This is a genomic window from Novipirellula rosea (assembly GCF_039541335.1).
GTDB lineage: Bacteria > Planctomycetota > Planctomycetia > Pirellulales > Pirellulaceae > Novipirellula > Novipirellula rosea.
Map to the genome: position 1 here is coordinate 596,633 of NZ_BAABGA010000035.1, position 20,950 is coordinate 617,582.

A 20,950-nucleotide genomic window follows, 5' to 3' on the forward strand; every position below is an offset into this window, starting at 1 on the left:
GCCGACAACGATCGACGTTGGTAGCGATCGAGACGTGTGCCGCCCGAATGCAGCGAGTAAAACGTTCGAAATTGACCGAGCGAGGCCCCGCGCCGCTCCGCTATCTCCCCACTCGGTTAGTGTCAAAGTAGATAGTTTTGGACTCGCTCCGCTACAAAAACCAAGCTTCGATTCTTTCACAACTCTTTCACAACTCTTTCACAACATTTCCCCAATAAGCACGATTCATGGCCCCCTTTGTGTATTCCGCTTCGCCGCGCTGTCAGATTGTTCCGCTGCCCAGCAGCCAAGTTGCCTTTGCAATCGACGGTACCGAGCGACTTCGCTGGCACGCCTCGGCCGATTCGCCTCGCCCGTTCTTTTTTCCTTTGACGGGTCCTTCGGGCATTCCCTTGACGCGGATGGGCCACCCAGGGGCTCCGGATCATGATCATCATCGTTCGGTGTGGTTTGCCCATCACAAAGTGGCAGGCAATAATTTTTGGGCCGACACCACGGGTACCCAAATTCGACAAACACAGTGGATGGCGTATGACGATGGCGATGACGAAGCGAGGATGGCCGTCCAGCTTGAATGGTTCGGTGAATCGAATTCCCAGCGACTGATCAAACAAGACCTATTCGTTGCCGTCGCTCCAGCCCCCAGCGGAGGTTTGTTTGTCGAACTGCAGACTTCGTTGCGATCGGTAGATGACACGCTCGAGTTAGAACAAACCAAATTTGGATTGCTCGCCTTACGAGTGGCCAAAGCGATTTCAGTCCGTTTCGGTGACGGTGTAATCACCGGAGCCAACGGCAAGCGAGGCGAGCAGGAATTGTTTGGCATGGCCTCGCCCTGGATCGATTACAGTGGATCCATCGACCAAGGCGTTGTTGAAGGGATTACCTATTTTGATCATCCAAGTAACGGAAGATTCCCGAGCAAGTGGCACGTCCGCGACGATGGATGGATAGGAGCCTCGGTATGTCGCGATGGTGCGGTGATGCTTTACAAAGACAAACCGACGACTTGGCGTTACCTGCTGCATGCCCACGCTGGAGCGATTGATCACGACGTGGCAGCGCAAATTCAGGACGCCTTTCATGAACGTCCCGCGATGAGACTGGCGAAGGGCGGCGTCTCGCAGGCGTATACAATCGATCGAGTTTAGCTTCGACATCTCACTTCGATCTGAATTCCTTCGCTCTTATCGCACCGTCCTCGCAGTGGGGCTCAGCAAAACATCCTGGCACCTCGGCGGTGCATGCCCCGAGTCTTGATGGTCTCTGCAAAACGCCCGCAGTGGCCTGCTTGGTGGCCTGCTCATTTTCTTCTCTATTCTCGCCGTTGGCACTGCGGATCGCAATCGACCGCTAAGCAAAACGAGGGACCTTTCGCGTCCTGCGATTTCAAAAAATCGGATCATTTTTGTTTTAAGGCTAAATTCTCTGTCCAATTCCGCGGTGAGATGGAGTGATAGGGTAAGGGAAGACATTTCGGCCCCGATTGACGCAACATCGATCAAGGATCGATGCCGCAATTGGCTCGCAAAACCGCAACCAAACGTTCGTTTTACCGAAGGTTGCCAGCTGCCGGATCGTCATTATTCCCCTAATTTTCCTGTCGATTGTTGCGGAGCGGCTTTGATGCCTGATACTGAACTGAACCGATTGATCGCGGCTTGGCTGGATGGCCGAATCAGCGAATCCGATTCCGAAATGCTGCAGCAGCGGTTACGGGACTCAAGCGAAGCGAGAGCGGCATTTCGCGAATATTCGCGACTCGATGCAGAGCTCCGCGAGATAGCCAGCGGGGACATCGCGGCCAAGGGGCTGTTCGATTCGCGACCTGTCGAATCACAGGATGTCGTGACACCGCAAACGGTGCCACAAGACAAGCCGGGTCGTTTTTCCGTTTTCCAGATGGCGGTTGCCGCGTCCTTGATCTTGGTGGTCGGCGGGGTGGCTTATCAACTCGGCAAATCCCATTTGTCGGACTCCGTCGCAGCGGTGCCTGGGATCGACCGTTCAGGGGCTGAGAACGTGAATGTTCGACTGGCAAAAACCGAACGCACCATTGCCGGCTATGCAACGCTTCGCCGTGTTGCTGATATTCAGTGGACACAAATCGACGGCTCGTACCGCGAAGGTGACGTGTTACCGGCCGGGGTGCTGGAGTTTGATGAGGGGGTTGCTGAAATCGACTTCTTCTGTGGCGCAACGCTGGTGGTCGAAGGCCCGGCCAAATTGGACCTTGAATCCGATTGGTCCGTGCGAATGTTAGCTGGCCGCATGCGTGCAAATGTCCCTCCCGCCGCACGAGGATTTGTTGTCAAAGCGGCCGACTCGGAAATCATCGACTTGGGAACCGAGTTCGCCTTGGAAGTGGGCCCCGAAACCGCTCGCGTGAAGGTGATTGACGGGGAGATCAAACTTCGCGGCGGCGAACATGACGGGAACCACTTGACCACGGGACAAGCCCGACGATTGGCCGGAACCGAGGAAGAGGAGGACACGTTTGCCGATCTCAGTACGGTGACCGATGTGCGGATGCGGCATGAACTCGAGCAACAAGAGCGTTTCTCGCAGTGGGAATCGTACTCCGAACAACTGCAAAACGACGATCGGTTGATCGCCTACTACCCCATCGCCCAACTGAGGGACGAACGCAGCGTTCCGAATCGGGCTCGTACCGGCAGCAAATTTGACGGTGCGATCGTCGGTTCGGTCAACCAAACCACGGGACGGGTCGGCGGCAAGTCGTTGGGACTTGATTTTAGTCGCCCCGGTGCACGCGTCCGTACACTAATTGATGGCGAATTCCAAGCATTCACTTTTATGTGCTGGGTCCGAATTGACAGCCTTGGTCACGTCTATAACGCGTTGTTCATGGCCGACGGCTACGAAAACGGCGAGCCTCACTGGCAAATCGATAGTGAAGGCCGCGTGATGTTTTCGGTCATGGTCGATGACAGTGCCGAAGTGATGTACTACAGCAAAGTCGAAGATGCGGTGGTCCGCGACGCGGGGCGACATCGTGTCTATCGCACGCCGTCAATCTGGGATCCATCCAAAGCAGGTCGTTGGATGCAAATTGTCGCCGTCTACGACCCCGCCGAGAAACGAGTCCGGCAATACGTTGATGGCAAAATCGTCAGCGATGATTCCATTCGCCCCGACCTGCTGGTCAACAAGCTGCATATCGGTGCGTCCGAGCTCGGAAACTGGGGACAGCCCTTTCGTAAAACGCCACGCTTTGCCGTTCGTAATTTAAATGGAACGATTGACGAGTTAGCGATCTTTGACGCGGCACTGAGTTCCGAAGAGATTCAAACGATGTACGAAAACGGCAAGCCGTCCGGATACTGACCCACCCGCGACATTCAAAACAACCGCCAACAATTCAATACGACTTTTTGATTTCCCAAGATTGCAAATCATGATTCTCAAAAGTATCACATCGACTCTTCGCACCTTGCTCGCCGCTGTCGTCGGCGTCATGTGGCTGCACGCACCGACGTTTGCCGGCGAAATCGACTTCCAGCGGGACATCCTACCGATCTTCAATGAGAGCTGTCTTGATTGTCACGGACCCGATGAACAGGAATCGAACTTTCGAGTCGACAGCCGCGTCGCACTGCTGAAAGGAGGTGACTATGGTGATCCTGGAATCGTGCCGGGAAACGCCGAAATGAGTCTGCTGGTCAAAGCGGTGGCGTACGAAGATCCCGATTTACAAATGCCGCCCGACGAAAAGCTGAGCGATGACAAGATCGAACTCATTCGCCAATGGGTAAAACAAGGAGCGGTGTGGCCCGGGCAAATGGACGCCAAATTGGTACGCGAAAAATCGGACCATTGGTCGTTTCAACCCGTCGTCCGCCCCGAGGTACCGCACATCGACGTCCGCAGCCATCGACAATCGGCGATTGCAGACAAAGAGAACCCTAAACGCTCCTCCATCGACGCGTTTTTGCTCGACCGTTTAGGCGAAGAGGGACTTGAATACTCGCCAGCCGCCGACCCGCGATCGCTGATCCGGCGTGTGTCTATTGTGTTGACCGGGCTCGCGCCGACTCCCGAACAGGTACATAACTTTGTCGCAGAGCACGAGAATGATTCCGAGCAGGCGTATTCACATCTGGTCGAGAGATTGCTGGCCTCGCCTCAATTTGGCGAACGTTGGGCTCAACACTGGTTGGATGTCATTCGCTGGGCCGAGACCAACGGATCCGAGAGCAACATGTATCGCAAGAACGCGTGGATCTATCGCGACTATGTGATCCGCGCGTTCAACGAAGACAAGCCGTACGATCAATTTTTGTTCGAGCAAATCGCTGGCGATACGGTCGGCCAAGGCGACGCGACGGGTTACCTGGTCTCTGGTCCACACGTGCCTGCGGCCACTGTCGGACAAGAAGCGACCGCGCGTCGGCAAGCTCGTGCCGATCGGATGGACGAGGTTCTGCAGACGGTCGGCGCAACCGCGATGGGGATGACGATTGGCTGTGCGCGGTGTCACAACCACAAATTTGATCCGATCTCGATCAAAGATTACTACTCGATGGCGGCAGTATTCCAAGACGTTGAATTTGGCAGCCGGTTCCCGGAACTCTCCGACGACCATCCTCGCCGTATTCGCGGCAAAGAACTGTATGGCCAAATCAACAACCTGCGTCGTCAGCTGCGAGAAATGGGCCCCTGGGATGAACATTGGATTGGGTACAAAGAAGTTCGCTTTCCCGCCACGATAACTCAGTCGGTTCGTTTGACCTTTACAAAGAATTCGGTGCGAGTCGATGAGCTAGAAATCTTCGGCAAAAAAGAACGTAACCGTAATTTTGCTTTGGCTTCCGAAGGGACCAAGAGCTACAGCCCCGAGGAAATGGCGGTGTTGCGGGGTGATTTATCCAACATCAATGATGGTGAATACGGAACCGATGGCTGGGCCGGCAAAAAACCTGAGGGTACTCAGGACTATCCCTGGGTCCAGCTGACCTTCACGCAACCACAGGAAATCGATCGGATTCGGATGAGCTCGAATCGGGGCGACTTTCTAGAAACCGACTACCTCACCGGCTTAAATTTTGTCGGCACCGATCCGTACATCGTCGAAGTACAAACCGAAGACGGCCAGTGGAAAGAGGTGGCCGGGACAAAACAACATCAAACTCTGAACAAACAGAACCAGCAACGCGTCGCGATTACCAAGGAATTGCAGCGGCTAATTGAATTGGCAAACGAGGAAGGCCCCAAGCCAAGTTTTGTCGGGCGTTTTGTCAAACCCGTAACCACCTATGTGTTCAGTCGCGGCAGTCCCGAAAACCCAGGCGTTGAAGTTGTCCCCGCTGGTTTAAGTGAACTCGACGGCGATTTGGGGTTAGGTTCCAACGCACCCGGCAAACAACGACGCAAGGCGTTCGCCGATTGGGTGACCGATCCAGAAAATCCGTTGACGGCGCGGGTCGCCGCGAATCGTTTTTGGCATCACGTGTTCGGACAGGGTATTGTGCCGACCACCGCCGACTTTGGTGCTGCCGGAGCACCTCCGACGCATCCGGAGTTGTTGGACTGGTTGGCCGCCGAATTCGTAAAGCCTAGCGAGATCAGCATGCGGTCTGGTCCAGCATCGGTGGAAACGGTGAACAGCCAATCCAAAGTCACTCGGAACACCACCCCCGCGGCTTGGTCGATGAAACACCTGATTCGCTTAATGGTGATGTCCGATGCGTTTCGCCAATCCAGCTTGCCTCGTCAAGCAGGACTCGACATTGATGCCGGCTCGGCACTGTTGTGGCGTTTTCCGCCCAAACGAGTCGAGGCCGAAGTGATTCGCGATTCCATCCTGCAAGCCTCCGGAGTGTTAAACACGTCGGTGGGCGGCCGCAGTTTTCGCATTCATAACGTCAAAAAGAAATACTCTCAGTGGGAAGTCGTTGACAACTATGGTCCCGAAACGTGGCGCCGGATGATTTACCAAGAGCGGATGCGACGTGTGGATGACCAGTTATTTACTGCGTTTGACTTTCCCGATTGTGGGCAAGTCCAGGCGAAACGACCGGTTTCCACCACACCGCTGCAGGCTCTGAATCTGCTGAACAGCGACTTTGTGATCGATCAATCTCAACGTATTGCCAAACGAGCCGAAGACGAAAGTGATGGCGAAATGACAAAGGCGGTACGCCGCTGCTTCGAATTGCTGCTCACTCGCCAACCGACCGACGCGGAGTTCGCGGCGTGTCTACAGTTGGCTCAACGGACCGACTTGGCGATGGTTTGCCGAACGATCATCAACACCAACGAATTCGCCTTTTTGCCGTGATCCGCTCTGGATTAACGATCGCGAAATGCCACACGATTATCGCCTAACTAGTCCCTGCCCCCGTCTTAGCAATATCGATCCTCACTCTTTCAGCGACGCCAACTTATTGGCAGCACGCTCCTAAGCCATAGGAACCGGAACATGACCAACCCAGAAAAATTATCGCCACTCGGACGTCGTCTGCTTGATCGCCGCGGTTTCCTGCACACCGCAGGGCTGTCGACGAGTGCACTGGCACTTTCGAGTCTATTGCAAAAAGATGGATTACTGGCCTCGGAAAACACAGCCGCGTTTGGCAAGAATCCAATCCGCCCTGTGATCGATCCAAGTCAACCCTATGCAGCTCGCCCCTCTCATTTCCCGATGCCTGCTAAACAGGTATTGGTGATCTATTTGCCGGGAGCGGTCAGCCACGTCGATACGTTTGATTACAAACCGGAACTTGCAAAGTTGCATGGCCAAAAGCCACCCGGGATCCCCGAGGTAACATTTGAAGGTCCGACCGGAAACATTGCCAAACCATTCTGGGATTTCAAACCTCGTGGTGAAACCGGCAAGATGGTTTCTGATCTCTTGCCAAATCTCGCGAAGCATGTTGACGACTTTTGTTTCTTTCACGCGTTAACCACCGACACCAGTGCGCACCCGCAAGGCGAGAACTTCATGAACACGGGGTTCACGATGGAAGGATTTCCGTCGTTTGGCGCTTGGGTGACCTATGCATTGGGGACCGAGAACGAGGAACTTCCTTCATTTGTCGCGATCAATGATCCGCGAGGGATGGCGCGCAGCGGTAAGAACAATTTTGGTAACGGATTTTTGCCGGCCGCTTTTCAAGGGACTGACTTTAGCGCAACGACCCCTCCGAATAACTTGCGTCGCCCCGAATCGCTCACCGCCGCCGCCGATCGCGGCACGGTCGAGTTGCTGCAGCGACTGAATGCCCGCCACCTGGAAAAGTATCCAGGCGACGCGGATCTGGCCGGGCGAATTGCGAGTTACGAGTTAGCGGGCAAGATGCAAACCACGGTGCCCGACGTGATGGATATTTCCGGCGAATCCGCTGCAACGCTGAAAGCATACGGTGTCGAAGGCGGAAGCAAGCTGCGAGGCGAATATGCACAAAACTGTATCCTCGCGCGACGTCTGCTGGAAAAAGGGGTTCGCGTGGTTCAGCTGTTCAACGGCAGCGACCCGTCAGGCGGAAATGGGATCACGAACTGGGACTCTCACTCGGACATCGCAAAAACACATGCGATGCAAGCCGAAATCATGGACCAGCCGACCGCGGCGTTGTTTGCCGATTTGAAACAACGAGGCATGCTCGAAGATACGCTGGTGGTCTGGGCCACCGAATTCGGACGGATGCCGTTTTTGCAGGGCAATGGTACGGGCCGCGATCACAACCCAAGCGCCTTCACCTGCTTCCTAGCGGGTGCCGGAGTGAAAAAGGGGTATAGCTATGGCGAAAGTGACGAGTTTGGCTTCAAAGCGGCGATCAATCCGACGACCGTTTATGACTTTAACGCGACGCTGTTGCACTTGATGGGACTCGATCACGAACGTTTGACGTTTTATCACAACGGTATCGAGCGACGTCTGACCAATGTCCACGGTCATGTCATCAAGGACGTGTTGGCCTAAAAGCACCTGTCTGACCAAGCGGCATGATGCCCCAAACCGTGTGTTGCCCCAAGCGGACGCCACGCGAGTTTCGAATCGATTTACCTGCACTTGGATCATCCAAAACTCCGCACCGCTGTGTCTTTCTACTCGCAACCTCACCACCCTTTTCGGATCCCCCCCATGCCCAACCGCGTCTCTATCGACCGATCGTCGCACTGCTTATCAAATCGATTGCGGTGCGCAGCTGCTGTCTTGACGCTAGCCGTGACGTCGGCCACGGCATTTGCAGCCGAGCCACCAAGACCCAATATCGTGGTCATCATCTGTGACGATCTTGGGTATGCGGACGTAGGATTCAACGGCGCCAAGGACATCAAAACGCCATCGCTTGACCGTTTAGCCCGCAACGGAACGATTTTTACGTCCGCCTATGTGACGCATCCATTCTGTGGCCCGAGTCGAATGGGATTGATGGCCGGCCGCTATCCGCACGAGTTTGGGGCCCCCTATAATTTGCCCAATGCAGGACTCGGGATCGAGGAATACAACCACCAAGGCATTCCGGTTGAAGAAACGTTAATCAGCACCGTGCTGCAAGACGCTGGGTATTACACCGGAGTGATGGGAAAGTGGCATCTGGGCATTGATCCACCGTTTCACCCAAACAACCGAGGCTTCGACGATTTCTACGGTTTCTTGGGCGGAGGACACGACTATTTTCCCGAGAATTACACGGCGACTTACGAACGGCAAAAGAAGGCTGGGAAAACCACTTTCAATGACTATATTCTGCCGCTCGAACACAATGGCCGCCAGGTCAACGAAACGCAGTACATGACCGACGCGCTTTCGCGTGAAGGCGTGCGATTCGTGAAAGAGGCGTCAGAAAAGGACACTCCGTTTTTCCTGTATCTGTCTTACAATGCGCCGCACACACCGCTGCAAGCCAAAGACGAAGACCTCGCCCATTACGCGGACATCAAAGACGAGAAACGCCGAACCTATGCTGCGATGGTGCATGCGGTGGACCGTGGGGTTGGCGATGTGGTTGCCGCGCTCACACAAAGCGGCGAATTGAACGACACCTTAATCGTTTTTTTAAGTGACAATGGGGGCAAAGAAGGGGCAGGCTCCGACAACACTCCACTTAAAAAAGGAAAGGGAAGCGTTTGCGAGGGTGGATTCCGTGTTCCGATGTTCTTTCATTGGCCCAACGTGGTCCCCGCAGGCAAACGCTTTGATCATCCCGTATCCGCTTTGGATTTCTATCCCACCTTTGCCGGATTGGCGGGAGCAAGCGTTCCGGAAAACAAAGAACTTGATGGCAAAGATATCTGGAACGACTTTCTAGCAGACCGCAGTTCCCGCAAGGGACAACCGATCTTTGCGCTGCGTCATTACGCAACATTCAGCAACGTGGGTATTCGGCAAGACCAGTGGAAAGCAACTTGCATCGGTAAACGATGGACACTCTATAACATCGACAACGACATTCACGAAGACAACGACATCAGCCGCTCGCATCCCGAAGTGCTGCAAACCATGATCTCGGCGGCGGAGAAGTGGAGCCACAGTCACACCCAGCCATTGTGGTTTTATACCGAAAAGGAAGGCGAACAGTGGCAGCAAAATAACATGCCTAATTACGAGTCGATGTTTTCAATCGATGGATCGCAATAAAACTGAGCGTGATTCATCCCTCGATGCAGCAAACAACGACCAACGATTTACGCAAATGCGTGAGAATCGTTGTCCAATTTGCGGTCGCTCGGAAGTGGTTCTGTAGCCAAACGATCAATGGATGCTCGATAGCCATGATCGAATTGTCGATTCTCGTGACCGTTAACAAATTGCCCCCCCGCTCTTTACCACTTGGAATCCCAAATGATCGTTGTATTTAGAAGCATGCTGTTCGTGATCCTCTCGATCGCGGTTTCATCAACGGTGATCGCGGATGCGCCGCTACCCGTCGGAGACATTTTGCAGGCCAGTCCCGGTGAGTGGGAATTGGTGCCCGAGTTCTCCGATGAGTTCAACGGCGATACTATTAACTCGCAAAAATGGAACACCAATACCGAGGACTGGGGCACTTGGAGCTGGGAACCCGAAAACGCGAGCCAGAACAATGGTTCACTGCATTTACAGATGGTCCAGCAAACACATCAGCGCGGCAACCAGAAACTCGACTACAAATCAGGGATCGCCCGAACTCACAAGACGATAACCTACGGGTATTTCGAGGCTCGCGTGAAAGGTTGTTCACGTTTCCCCGGAGCGTCTCCCGCATTTTGGCTGCATAGCAAAGGCCCCCAGAATCGTTATCAAGCGAAAGATGGCGAGACCGTCACCTATTCCGAAATTGACGTGATCGAATTACAGCAGAGCGAATACGACGCGTTGACGAAGCAGCACCACGGTGTGAATCACATCGATTGCAACTTGCACACCCAGCTTTTAAAGAATGGAGCGAAAGTGTGGATCCGTCCCAACACCAATCCGGCAATGTGCAAAAACGAGTTTGTGGCGCCGTGGGATCCACGCGACGACTATCACATCTACGCAGTCGAAAACACAGAGGATTGGGTCGTATGGTACATTGATGGAAAAGAAATCGGCAGGAAACCCAACCTGTACTGGCACCTTCCGATGCACGTCACATTTTCACTGGGACTTCGTTATCCGTTCGAAGGCTACCAAAACGGGAATCGCGTTCCTGTGCACGAAAAAACCACCAACGACGGATTTCCGACGGCAATGTCAGTGGACTACGTCCGCGTTTGGCAGAATCGTGCCGCAAAACAGAGCGAGTCGAAAATCAATCAACCACAAACCGACAAGCCTCGCATCGCAAAACCCTCCACTGCGATGAAGCCGGCAAAGAACCAATCCTCGACGGATACGACCAAGGCCGATTTTGTCGCAATGGAAAAGGCTAAATGGGAAAAGGAAGGCTGGCCATGGAATCAAGCCAAGGTGGAATCCAATTTTGACGAAATGGATACCAATCAGGACGGCATCGCATCGGGGCTGGAGCGACAAGCTTGGTTCGAGAAAAAAAGGACTTCACTAAAGAATGATTCCGCGAACGAGAGATAGGCTGCTGACGTGTCAATGTGGGATAGGTTTCCAGCGTGTGATCAAGCATCATACGCATGATGGGTGCAGGGCGTGACGCGGCACTTTCCTAACCGGCTAGGAACCAATTCCCTATTTCGTACGGAATGTTTTTTGAAAAGACACCAAACCACAATGACACAGATCTTTCCTACTGAAATTTTGCAGCGACTGAAAGAGACACGCGTGGTCGCGGGGTTTTCAGTCGAGAAAGCCGAGCACGCGGTTCCCTTGGCCCAAGCACTGTTGGCTGGCGGAATCGATGCCATTGAATTGACGCTGCGGACCCCCGCAGGCCTAGCAGCGGTCAAAGCGATCGTTTCCGGCGTTCCCGGAATGCTGGTTGGCGTGGGGACCATCTTGACACCGCAAACGGTTCGCGAGGTAAAAATGGCGGGCGCGGATTTCGGAGTGGCTCCAGGAACGAATCCGCGAGTGGTGCGTGCGGCCGTCGAAGCAGGGCTGCCATTTGCACCGGGGATTGCTACTCCCTCGGAAATTGAAGCCGCGATTGAACTCGGGTGCCGGTTCGTCAAGTTCTTTCCCGCCGCCGCCACCGGAGGAGTTCCGTATCTACGCAGCATGAGCGCGCCCTACAAACATCTGGGCATCCAATATTTCCCGCTAGGCGGATTAAACGCAGATAATATGACGGATTATCTAAACGAGCCCAATGTGCTGGCGATCGGTGGATCATGGATCGTCCAACAAACGCTTGTTGAAAATCATGATTGGGATGGTATCACGGCGCGTGCCGCCGAAGTCGTCGAAATTGCGAAGGGACCAAGCCATGAGTAAACCGGTTGTCACGTTCGGCGAGATCATGGGCCGTTTGGCGGCGCCCGACCATCTTCGTCTTCGTCAAACTCGCGAGTTGGAAGTCACCTATGCGGGTGCGGAAGCCAGTGTCGCGGTCTCGATTTGCAATTTTGGTGGATCTGCCCGCTATGTGACTGCGCTTCCGAAACACGCCCTCGCCGACGCGACCGTCGACTCGGTTCGCGGCATGGGCATCGACACACAATTTATCTTGCGTACCGACGAGGGACGGCTAGGACTGTATTTCCTCGAAACCGGTGCCAATCAACGGCCCAGCAATGTGATCTACGATCGTGCCGACTCGGCGATCGCGATCACTCCGGCGGATCACTATGAATGGGACCAGATCTTCACGGGGGCTCAGTGGCTGCATCTGACCGGGATCACACCGGCACTGTCCGAAAACGCGGCGAACGCAACGCTTGTGGCTGCGAAAATTGCAAAAGCCGCCGGGCTGCAGGTTTCCATCGACTTGAATTTCCGCGGCAAACTGTGGAATTGGGACAAGACCAAGAAGGCTCGTGAATTGGCGAACGCGACAATGCGAACGATCCTGCCGTTCGTCGATTTGGTGATTGCCAACGAAGAAGATTGCCATGACGTGCTCGGAATTCAAGCGGGCGCAACGGACGTGCATTCAGGATCGCTTGATACGTCGCGTTACCCCGATGTGGCAAGACAAGTGGTGCGGCAATTTCCGAATATCAGCAAGGTCGCAATCACATTGCGAGAAAGTTTGTCAGCAACCCATAACAATTGGGGCGCAATGTTATACGACGCGGCAGCCGATCGGGCCGCTTTTGCTCCGTTGGACGAACAGGGGAACTATCGTCCCTATGAAATCAAAAACATTGTCGACCGAGTGGGCGGAGGCGACGCGTTCGCGGGCGGGCTGATCTTTGCCTTGACGACGTCGGAGCTGAGCGAACCGCAAACTGCAGTCAATTATGCCGTAGCGGCGTCGTGTTTGAAACACTCGATCAAAGGTGACTTTAACTACGCGACACGAAGCGAAGTCGAATCGCTAATGGGTGGATCGGCATCAGGTCGCGTGGTGAGGTAAGCGGTTTGAGTGTTCCGTCTGCCTCGGACAGTAACGACATGATCACGCGGAAAAAGTTGCAGGGACACAACGGAATGTTTCGCAATCGCTATCGCTTTCACGGCAACGTGAATTTGAGAGTGACCGCTGCGAGAATTGGCAAGCCTTCTTGCAGACGAGGGACCAAGGATGCTCACATCCGCTTCAGACGGTGAGCATGATTCATCAACTGGTAACGAATGAGACAAGAAATCATGAAATACTTCGCACTGATTGCAGTCCTGCTTGCATCCTTTCCGTTACCGGCAGACGAACCACGCTCTGACGTCACGCCAAGCAACGGGTCCTCAAAACCCAACGTGCTGTTCATCGCGATTGATGATTTGCGTCCCGAGCTGGGCTGTTACGGATCCGAAATTGCGATCACCCCAAATTTGGACAAATTGGCGAGCGATGGATTGCTGTTCAATCGTGCCTATTGCCAAGAAGCGATCTGCAGCCCGTCACGCGCTAGTTTGATGACCGGAGCTCGCCCGGACACCATCGGCGTGGTCGAGAACACGGCCAAGTTTCGTGATTTAAATCCGGACATTGTCACGCTTTCGCAGCACTTTATCGCCGCTGGTTACGAAGCGGTTCATTGTGGGAAAATTTTTCATAACCCTGAACACGCGGATATAGAGAACTCCTGGAGTCGCCAACCGTCAAAAAAGAAGCTGAATTTGAAGGCTCCGTTCCCCAGCTATGCATTACCCGAGAACCAAGCGATTCAGAGAAAGAACCGCGAAATCCTGGCAGCCAAATACGGTCCAGGCATCAGCGGAACCGGGCTTGTTCACGGCCCCGCCTATGAGTGTGCCGATGTGCCCGATCAGGCGTACCGAGATGGTTACAACACCGATCTCGCGATTGCGACGATGAAAGAGATGGCTCGCAGCGGTGATAAGCCTTTCTTTCTTGGGTTGGGCTTTTTCAAACCCCACCTCGAATTTATTGCACCAAAACGTTACTGGAATCTCTACGATCCAGCCAAGATACCGTTGGCCGCGAATGACACTGCCCCCGTCAACGGCGCCGCGATGGGATTGCATGCTTCCTTTGAACTGCGCGTTCGCGACGGGATTCCCAAGAGCGGCGATATCGCCCCCGACTTAGCTCGAACATTAAAACACGCTTATCTCGCGTGCGTCAGCTACATCGATGCGCAAGTGGGGCGGATGATCGACGCGCTCGACGCTGAAGGACTGCGGCAGAACACTATAATCATTGTCTGGGGCGATCACGGGTGGCACCTCGGTGACATGGGCGTATGGGGCAAAGCGACCAATTACGAGATCGCAACGCGAGTCCCCTTGATGATCTGGACACCGGATATGCCAGCGGGAAGTCGTGGCAAAACCACCGACGCCCTCGTTGAACTTGTCGACATGTATCCAACGCTCTGTGATCTGGCTGGATTATCGAAACCGTCTCATTTGGAAGGCACCAGCTTCACCCCGCTGCTCGAAGAGCCGAGTCGCGATTGGAAAACCGCGACGTTTAGTCAGTTCCCCAACCCGGCACTCCGCGAATGGGCGGCCAATCCGCTTCAGCCCAGCATGCGAGAAACCTTCTTCGGACCGCTGATCCAAGAAGTCGAATCGAAAATCATCACGCAGCAGGGGGATAAGTGGGATCGTGATTTGTTCGAAAATCATTTGATGGGTTACACGATGCGAACCGACCGCTATCGACTGGTGGTCTGGAAAGACACCGAACACCCCGAAGCTGATCCGGTCGATGTCGAGCTGTACGATCATCTCGAAGACCCGAATGAGACCGTCAATATCGCCGACGCGTCGCCTGAACAGGTAGCTCAATTGCTGCGACAGTTCGATGCCGGTTGGAAGGGAAACCGGCCTTCGAGCCGTCAATAAACGAAGTCAGCCAAGAATTTGCAGCGATATACTTCATTCGCTGTAAGGGGGGATGCGATTTGCGAGTAGTTCCCTACAAATAAGATTCGAATCCGCGTCCACTGACGCCACGGCGGTAGATTGGTCATCAAGGGTGCGATGAATGATATGAACATTTAAAAAACTCTAGGAGACTGCGATGAAAAGCTACTTGATCGATTCCGACAAAGGCATTGACGCCATCCGAAAAGTAGACGCGGCTGATGCCACCCCAGGAAAAGGCCAAGTCAAAATCGGCATCAAGGCAGCCTCGCTGAACTACCGCGATCTCGTCATTGCTGCAGGCGGCTACATGCGAAACGACACGCGTCCCGTCGTCCCGTTGTCCGATGGTGCCGGGGAGGTGCTCGAGGTGGGGGACAGCGTGACTCGCTGGAAAGTCGGCGACCGGGTCAGCCCAATTTTTGTTCGTGATTGGATCGACGGCGCGGTGGACGATGCCAAGCTAAAAACGGGTCTAGGCGGCGGAGTTGATGGCGTACTTGCGGAATCGATGATCGTGCGAGAACAGTCGTTGGTCGCCATTCCTGACGGGATGTCGTTCACCGAAGCAGCAACGGTGCCGTGCGCCGGAGTGACCGCATGGCATGCTTTGTTCGAATCTGGGAATTTGCAGCCTGGTCAAACCGTGTTGTTATTGGGAACGGGGGGCGTCTCGATCTTTGCTTTGCAGCTTGCCAAGGCTGCCGGTGCTCGTGTTATCATCACCTCGTCCAGCGACGAAAAACTTGAACAAGCAAAATCCTTAGGCGCGGATCTCGGCATTAACTATGCCAAACATCCGGAATGGCACAAACATATCCGCGAATTGACCGCTGGCAACGGAGTCGATCACGTTGTCGAAGTGGGCGGCCCCGGTACACTCGAACGGTCGCTTAAATCCGCTTCGGTCGGCGGTCACGTCCATTTGATCGGGTTGCTCGATTCGCCCGCAGGCAAAGTCAGTCCGATGCTCAGCGTTTTCAACTTGTTGACGGTGCGAGGAATCTACGTCGGCAGTCGACAAATGCACGAGAAAATGCTTGCGGCCATGACCGTGAACCAGATCGTTCCGGTAATCGACAAGACGTTTTCGTTCGACGAGGCGATCGAAGCCTACCGGTACTTTGCCTCGCAAAAGCATGTCGGCAAGGTCGTGATCGAACTCTAACCCGCAACGACTCGTTGACTTGCCCCTCGCCGACGCCGAAATCAGTCCAAACAGCGTGCGACATCGCCGACATGACGAGCATCTATGTATAAGATAGACGTTCGTGCTTCCCGACTTACCAGCATACTTCGCGTGTATATCTAACAAATATGAAAACTTCGGCCTGTCTTGCGTTTGCTTTGTGTGTGCTCGCTGTGGTGCCCCCGGCACAATCATCCGCCGCGGCTCAGCGAAACTTTGTGTTTATTTTGGTCGACGACCTCGGCTGTAAAGATCTGGGATACGAGGGCAGCGAATTCCATGAAACCCCGAATATTGATGCGTTGGCGGCGTCGGGGATGCGATTTGACCACGGCTACGCGGCATGCCAAGTCTGTAGCCCATCGCGTGCCAGCATTATGTTGGGCAAGGCAACGCCGCGGCATGGAATCACCGATTGGATCGGAGCGGCGAGCGGGATGAAGTGGAATCGCGACGATCGCGTACTGCCCGCAGACTACGAGCACGTCTTGCCAAAGGACGACACGACGCTGGCCGAAGCGTTTCGAGAGGGCGGCTATACCACGTTTTTCGCAGGCAAGTGGCATCTCGGAACCAAGGGGTCCTGGCCCGAGGATCATGGATTTATGATCAACAAGGGCGGCTGGGATGTCGGCAGCCCCAAGGGCGGCTACTTTGCACCATGGGAAAACCCGCGACTCGAAAGTGGTCCTGACGGTGAATCGCTGACGTTGCGTTTGGCCAATGAAACCGCATCGTTCATCGAATCGAGTAAGGACAAACCGTTTCTGGCCTACCTGTCGTTCTACACCGTTCACGGTCCGATCCAAACGACCGAAGAACTCTGTAATAAGTACCGTGATAAAGCCGCGAAAATGGGGCTGACCGATAACGACACGCGGTTCACACTGCAACGTCGATTGCCCGTTCGCCAAGTTCAGGATAATCCGATCTACGCTGGCATGGTCGAAACGCTCGACAATGCCGTCGGGATTGTGCTCGACAAATTGAAGGAAACGGGACTCGATAAAAACACAGTCGTGATCTTTACCTCTGACAACGGTGGTGTTTCCTCGGGCGACGCGTTTTCAACCAGTCTGCTGCCGTTGCGTGGCGGCAAGGGAATGCAGTGGGAAGGCGGCATTCGTGAACCCTACATCATCCACGTTCCTGGGATGACGCCGCCGGGATCGTCCACCGAGGTCCCCGCAATCGGAATGGACTTCTATCCAACGATGCTGGACTTGGCTGGCTTACCGCCGCGACCTGAACAGCATGTCGACGGCGTCAGTCTCGTACCTGTACTGAAGGGCGACAACATCGACGACCGAGATTTGTTCTGGCATTACCCGCACTATGGCAATCAAGGGGGTGAGCCGTCATCGATCATCCGCAGCAAGCAATGGAAACTGATTCATTACTACGAAGATGGACGCAATGAACTGTACAACCTTCAGAGTGACGAAAGTGAACAAAACGACGTCGCCGCGAAACATCCTGAACGGGTAGCGGAACTAAAAAAACGGCTTGACGGTTGGTTGGCCGAGACCGGAGCAAAAATCCCACAGCCGGATCCGCGATTCACGCAGGCGAAGTTCGACGCCCGCATGAAAAATGTCCGTGAAAAGTTGATGCCAAGGCTCGAAAAACAACACGCCGACTATCTCGATAAAAGCAAAAAGCCTAGCCCCAATTGGTGGGGAAGTGCCAAGGATTAAGCCGCCCGTATCCCGACGACGACCAACCACGTCGCGAAACTCGCCAAGAGTTTCGCGACAGCATTAACCAGCATCTCACGAACGGATTTGCTGAAATTTGATCAAGAACAACGTCATCGTTTAATGATCCGAAAGCATATCGTCTCGCCGCACTCTCGACGCCCGCAAGTGTTCGTGACTTTCGCTACGGACACTGTCATTGTTCTTGACGATAATAGTCCAACAGTGAATAGAGTTCGTCACGCGACTGCATGGCCTCGATCATCTCTTTTTGCGTTCCGGTCGTACGAAGTGTTTGATACACCCGAGCGGCTGCGGCATTCATGGCGCGAAACGCGGTGAGCGGATAGAGCACTAATTTGACGCCGACCTCGCGTAGTTCATCCACACTGTACAGCGGCGTCTTGCCGAACTCGGTGATGTTTGCCAGCACTGGAACCGCGACGGATTCGGTGAATCGCAGATAGTCTTCGAGCGAAGTGATCGCTTCGGCAAAGATCATCTCGGCCCCGACATCAACGTAACAGTTGGCTCGTTCAATCGCCGCTGCGATTCCCTCTACTGCGACCGCGTCGGTGCGTGCCATGATGACAAAGCTGGCGTCGGTACGGGCATCCAACGACGCTTTCAAACGGTCGCACATCTCCGCGGTCGCAACGAGTTGCTTGCCGGGACGGTGGCCACAACGTTTCGCATCAATCTGGTCCTCCAAATGCAACCCTGCGGCTCCAGCCCGAATCAACTCGCGGACCGTTCGCTCGATCATCAGCGAACTGCCCCATCCTGTATCGGCATCGACTAGCAGCGGCAGATCAACCGCGGCCGTAATCCGTCGCGTGTCTTCTAACACATCTTGTAACGTCGTGACTCCCAAATCAGGCAGCCCGTGCGAGGCGCTCGCGACGCCTGACCCCGACAGATAAATCGCACGAAAACCGGCTTGTTTTGCCAACAAAGCCGTGATCGCGTTGACCGTTCCAGCAACCTGCAGCGGTCGTTCATGATCCAACGCTGCACGTAAACGCGCCCCGGCCGTGGAGGACTCGGACATCGACATGGTTTTTACTCGGAAAGAGAGCCAATTGCAGGGGTCACCGTGGGAATCAAAGTTCGTCAGACGACCGTCTGAAAAATCGCGTATAATCAATTGTATCACCTGGAGGGAGGAGTATTTTGATGACTTCCGTTTCCACCAACCCCACTCCGACGCGGACCACCGTCAGCGGTGTTGCGGTCAAGCCGCTTTACACCGATGACGATTTAGCGGACTGGGATCCCGCCACACAGCTCGGGCACCCCGGCCAATTCCCCTACACTCGCGGCGTCCACGAATCGATGTACCGTGGACGCTTGTGGACGATGCGTCAATTTGCGGGATTCGGTCGCCCCAGCGATACCAATTGTCGCTTTCGCTTTCTTCTAGACCAGGGACAAACGGGACTCAGTACGGCATTCGATTTGCCAACGTTGATGGGACTCGACAGCGATGACCCGAAATCGATTGGCGAGGTAGGTCGGCTTGGAGTGGCCATCGATACGGTCGAGGACATGCAAGCCTTGTTTGACGGTATTGATCTTGCCCAAGTCTCGGTTTCGATGACCATCAACGCGCCCGCAATCGTATTGATGGCGTTCTACTTATCGGCGGCAAAGCAGCGTGGCGATGATTGGCGGCAATTGCGAGGCACGATTCAGAACGACATTTTGAAAGAGTTCCATGCACAAAACGAGTTCGTCTTTCCGCCCGAACCCTCCGTCGGATTGGTCGTCGATCTGATCGAGTTCTGTTCGCAACATGTCCCGCAGTGGAACACCGTGTCGATCAGCGGTTATCACATTCGCGAGGCGGGTTCGACCGCGGCTCAGGAATTGGCCTTCACCTTGGCCGATGGGGAACACTATGTCCAGCAGTGTCTCGACCGTGGACTCGACATTGATGCATTCGCATCACGGCTGAGTTTCTTTTTCAATGCGCACAACGATCTGTTTGAAGAAGTTGCCAAATATCGTGCCGCTCGAGTTCTGTGGTCCGAAATGATGCGAGATCAATACGGTGCAAAATCAGAAGCATCTTGGAAGTTGCGTTTCCATGCGCAAACTGCGGGTTGTTCGTTGCAGGCGACACAGCCGGAGGTGAACTTGGTTCGCGTCGGCTATCAAGCACTCGCTGCCGCACTTGGCGGTTGCCAATCGTTGCATACCAATTCGATGGATGAAACGTTTGCCTTACCCAGTGAACACGCGGCCACGCTCGCCTTGCGGACTCAGCAGGTTTTGGCGTTTGAAACCGGGGTGACCAATACGGCCGACCCGCTTGGCGGAAGCTACTTTGTCGAGACCTTCACGCAACAAATGAAGACAGCGGCCCAGGACTACTTTGGCAAGATCGCAGCAAATGGCGGCATGATCGCTGCAGTGGAGAACGGCTTTTTCCGCCGCGAAATCGCGGAGTCCGCGTTCGCCTACCAACAAGCGGTCGACTCGCGAGAGAAAGTCGTCGTCGGTGTCAATGAATTCCAACAATCTGGCGCTGCTGAAATTGCACTAATGCAGTTTGAAGAATCCACCGAATCGGAACACGTCGCAAATCTGCGAAAAATCAAAGCGTTGCGTAGTCAACAGGACGTTGCTCGTTCACTGACTCGGCTCCGGGAAGCGGCGGAGGCAGGTGAAAACACATTGCCCGCGTTACTGCAGTGCGCGGACGATCGAGCAACTGTGCAAGAATGTATGGATGCCATGGCCGATGTGTATGGTCGATTTCGCCCACCGGTAAATTGGTGAGGGACTTCAAAAATGGTTATTGCTAAAACAGATGGCAATGCAACTTTCGGCAATCGCACGATGCCCAAACGGATCTTGCTTGCCAAAGTTGGACTCGATGGTCATGACCGCGGCGTCAAAGTGGTCGCTCGCGGACTGCGGGACGCTGGTTTTCATGTGATCTATAGCGGGTTGTGGCAATCGATTGATGCGGTTGCCGAGGCGGCTCAGGACGAGGATGTCGATTGGTTAGGCGTCAGCATCCTCAACGGCGCCCATATGACCTTGGTTCCCGCGTTAATCAATGCGTTGCATGATCGAGACTTGGACCATATCGGCGTGATCGTTGGCGGTATTATTCCGCAACAAGATCAACAGAAACTGACGCAGCTCGGTGCTCGCGGTTGTTTCGGCCCCGGCACTTCCATCGAGTCGATTGTGCAATTTCTAAGTTAGGTTCGT

At 54.4% G+C, this 20,950-nt stretch carries 14 protein-coding genes; 13 read left to right on the forward strand and 1 reads right to left on the reverse strand.

The genetic code is table 11. The features are described from left to right. Positions 1–227: 227 nt before the first annotated feature. The 11 genes from ABD971_RS14855 to ABD971_RS14905 all read left to right on the forward strand — a co-directional run bounded on the left by ABD971_RS14855 (position 228) and on the right by ABD971_RS14905 (position 17,725). Positions 228–1,151, forward strand: coding sequence for a DUF6807 domain-containing protein (locus ABD971_RS14855; RefSeq protein ID WP_345323283.1), 924 nt, complete (start codon positions 228–230; stop codon positions 1,149–1,151). Positions 1,152–1,626: 475 nt separating this feature from the next. After that, positions 1,627–3,348, forward strand: a complete 1,722-nt coding sequence (locus tag ABD971_RS14860) for a LamG-like jellyroll fold domain-containing protein (RefSeq protein ID WP_345323285.1) — start codon at positions 1,627–1,629, stop codon at positions 3,346–3,348. 70 nt (positions 3,349–3,418) lie between these two features. Beyond that, the gene (locus tag ABD971_RS14865) at positions 3,419–6,301 is read left to right on the forward strand and encodes a DUF1553 domain-containing protein (protein ID WP_345323287.1); all 2,883 of its coding nucleotides are present in this window, start codon (positions 3,419–3,421) and stop codon (positions 6,299–6,301) included. A 141-nt stretch (positions 6,302–6,442) separates the two neighbouring features. Next, positions 6,443–7,945, forward strand: a complete 1,503-nt coding sequence (locus ABD971_RS14870) for a DUF1501 domain-containing protein (RefSeq protein ID WP_339943483.1) — start codon at positions 6,443–6,445, stop codon at positions 7,943–7,945. Between the two features lie 294 nt (positions 7,946–8,239). Beyond that, on the forward strand, positions 8,240–9,607 hold the full coding sequence (locus tag ABD971_RS14875) for a sulfatase-like hydrolase/transferase (RefSeq protein WP_345323289.1): 1,368 nt from the start codon (positions 8,240–8,242) through the stop codon (positions 9,605–9,607). Between the two features lie 204 nt (positions 9,608–9,811). Further along, positions 9,812–11,023, forward strand: coding sequence for a kappa-carrageenase (locus ABD971_RS14880; RefSeq protein ID WP_345323291.1), 1,212 nt, complete (start codon positions 9,812–9,814; stop codon positions 11,021–11,023). Between the two features lie 153 nt (positions 11,024–11,176). Further along, entirely contained in the window at positions 11,177–11,839 is a 663-nt protein-coding gene (locus ABD971_RS14885; RefSeq protein ID WP_345323293.1) for a bifunctional 4-hydroxy-2-oxoglutarate aldolase/2-dehydro-3-deoxy-phosphogluconate aldolase, read from the forward strand. Then, positions 11,832–12,923 (forward strand): sugar kinase, encoded by a 1,092-nt coding sequence (locus tag ABD971_RS14890; RefSeq protein WP_339943474.1) that lies wholly within the window; start codon positions 11,832–11,834, stop codon positions 12,921–12,923. Before ABD971_RS14885 ends, ABD971_RS14890 begins: the two co-directional genes overlap by 8 nt. Before the next feature lie 233 nt (positions 12,924–13,156). Continuing rightward, positions 13,157–14,818 carry a sulfatase gene (locus tag ABD971_RS14895; RefSeq protein ID WP_345323295.1) on the forward strand — a complete coding sequence of 554 codons (1,662 nt, stop codon included), beginning with the start codon at positions 13,157–13,159 and terminating at the stop codon, positions 14,816–14,818. 178 nt (positions 14,819–14,996) lie between these two features. Further along, positions 14,997–16,007 carry a zinc-dependent alcohol dehydrogenase family protein gene (locus ABD971_RS14900; RefSeq protein WP_345323297.1) on the forward strand — a complete coding sequence of 337 codons (1,011 nt, stop codon included), beginning with the start codon at positions 14,997–14,999 and terminating at the stop codon, positions 16,005–16,007. 149 nt (positions 16,008–16,156) lie between these two features. Then, positions 16,157–17,725: a sulfatase gene (locus tag ABD971_RS14905; protein WP_345323299.1), complete on the forward strand. Its 1,569-nt coding sequence runs from the start codon at positions 16,157–16,159 to the stop codon at positions 17,723–17,725. A 196-nt stretch (positions 17,726–17,921) separates the two neighbouring features. On the opposite strand, the gene prpB is transcribed toward ABD971_RS14905, so the two are convergent. Then, positions 17,922–18,782, reverse strand: a complete 861-nt coding sequence (gene prpB / locus ABD971_RS14910; protein ID WP_345323301.1) for a methylisocitrate lyase — start codon at positions 18,780–18,782, stop codon at positions 17,922–17,924. A gap of 119 nt (positions 18,783–18,901) precedes the next feature. On the opposite strand from prpB, the gene ABD971_RS14915 reads away from it, so the two are divergent. Next, positions 18,902–20,509, forward strand: a complete 1,608-nt coding sequence (locus ABD971_RS14915) for an acyl-CoA mutase large subunit family protein (RefSeq protein WP_345323303.1) — start codon at positions 18,902–18,904, stop codon at positions 20,507–20,509. Between the two features lie 12 nt (positions 20,510–20,521). Then, a complete protein-coding gene (locus tag ABD971_RS14920) occupies positions 20,522–20,944 on the forward strand; it encodes a cobalamin B12-binding domain-containing protein (protein WP_345323305.1) in 423 nt (140 codons plus the stop codon). Positions 20,945–20,950: the final 6 nt, after the last annotated feature.

Bases quoted from the DNA above. Each gene is read 5' to 3' on its own strand.
- ABD971_RS14880 (WP_345323291.1), top strand. From the start codon at position 9,812: ATGATCGTTGTATTTAGAAGCATGCTGTTCGTGATCCTCTCGATCGCG.
- ABD971_RS14860 (WP_345323285.1), top strand. From the start codon at position 1,627: ATGCCTGATACTGAACTGAACCGATTGATCGCGGCTTGGCTGGATGGC.
- ABD971_RS14870 (WP_339943483.1), top strand. From the start codon at position 6,443: ATGACCAACCCAGAAAAATTATCGCCACTCGGACGTCGTCTGCTTGAT.
- prpB (WP_345323301.1), bottom strand. From the start codon at position 18,782: ATGTCGATGTCCGAGTCCTCCACGGCCGGGGCGCGTTTACGTGCAGCG.
- ABD971_RS14915 (WP_345323303.1), top strand. From the start codon at position 18,902: ATGACTTCCGTTTCCACCAACCCCACTCCGACGCGGACCACCGTCAGC.
- ABD971_RS14895 (WP_345323295.1), top strand. From the start codon at position 13,157: ATGAAATACTTCGCACTGATTGCAGTCCTGCTTGCATCCTTTCCGTTA.
- ABD971_RS14905 (WP_345323299.1), top strand. From the start codon at position 16,157: ATGAAAACTTCGGCCTGTCTTGCGTTTGCTTTGTGTGTGCTCGCTGTG.
- ABD971_RS14890 (WP_339943474.1), top strand. From the start codon at position 11,832: ATGAGTAAACCGGTTGTCACGTTCGGCGAGATCATGGGCCGTTTGGCG.
- ABD971_RS14865 (WP_345323287.1), top strand. From the start codon at position 3,419: ATGATTCTCAAAAGTATCACATCGACTCTTCGCACCTTGCTCGCCGCT.
- ABD971_RS14900 (WP_345323297.1), top strand. From the start codon at position 14,997: ATGAAAAGCTACTTGATCGATTCCGACAAAGGCATTGACGCCATCCGA.
- ABD971_RS14920 (WP_345323305.1), top strand. From the start codon at position 20,522: ATGGTTATTGCTAAAACAGATGGCAATGCAACTTTCGGCAATCGCACG.
- ABD971_RS14885 (WP_345323293.1), top strand. From the start codon at position 11,177: ATGACACAGATCTTTCCTACTGAAATTTTGCAGCGACTGAAAGAGACA.
- ABD971_RS14855 (WP_345323283.1), top strand. From the start codon at position 228: ATGGCCCCCTTTGTGTATTCCGCTTCGCCGCGCTGTCAGATTGTTCCG.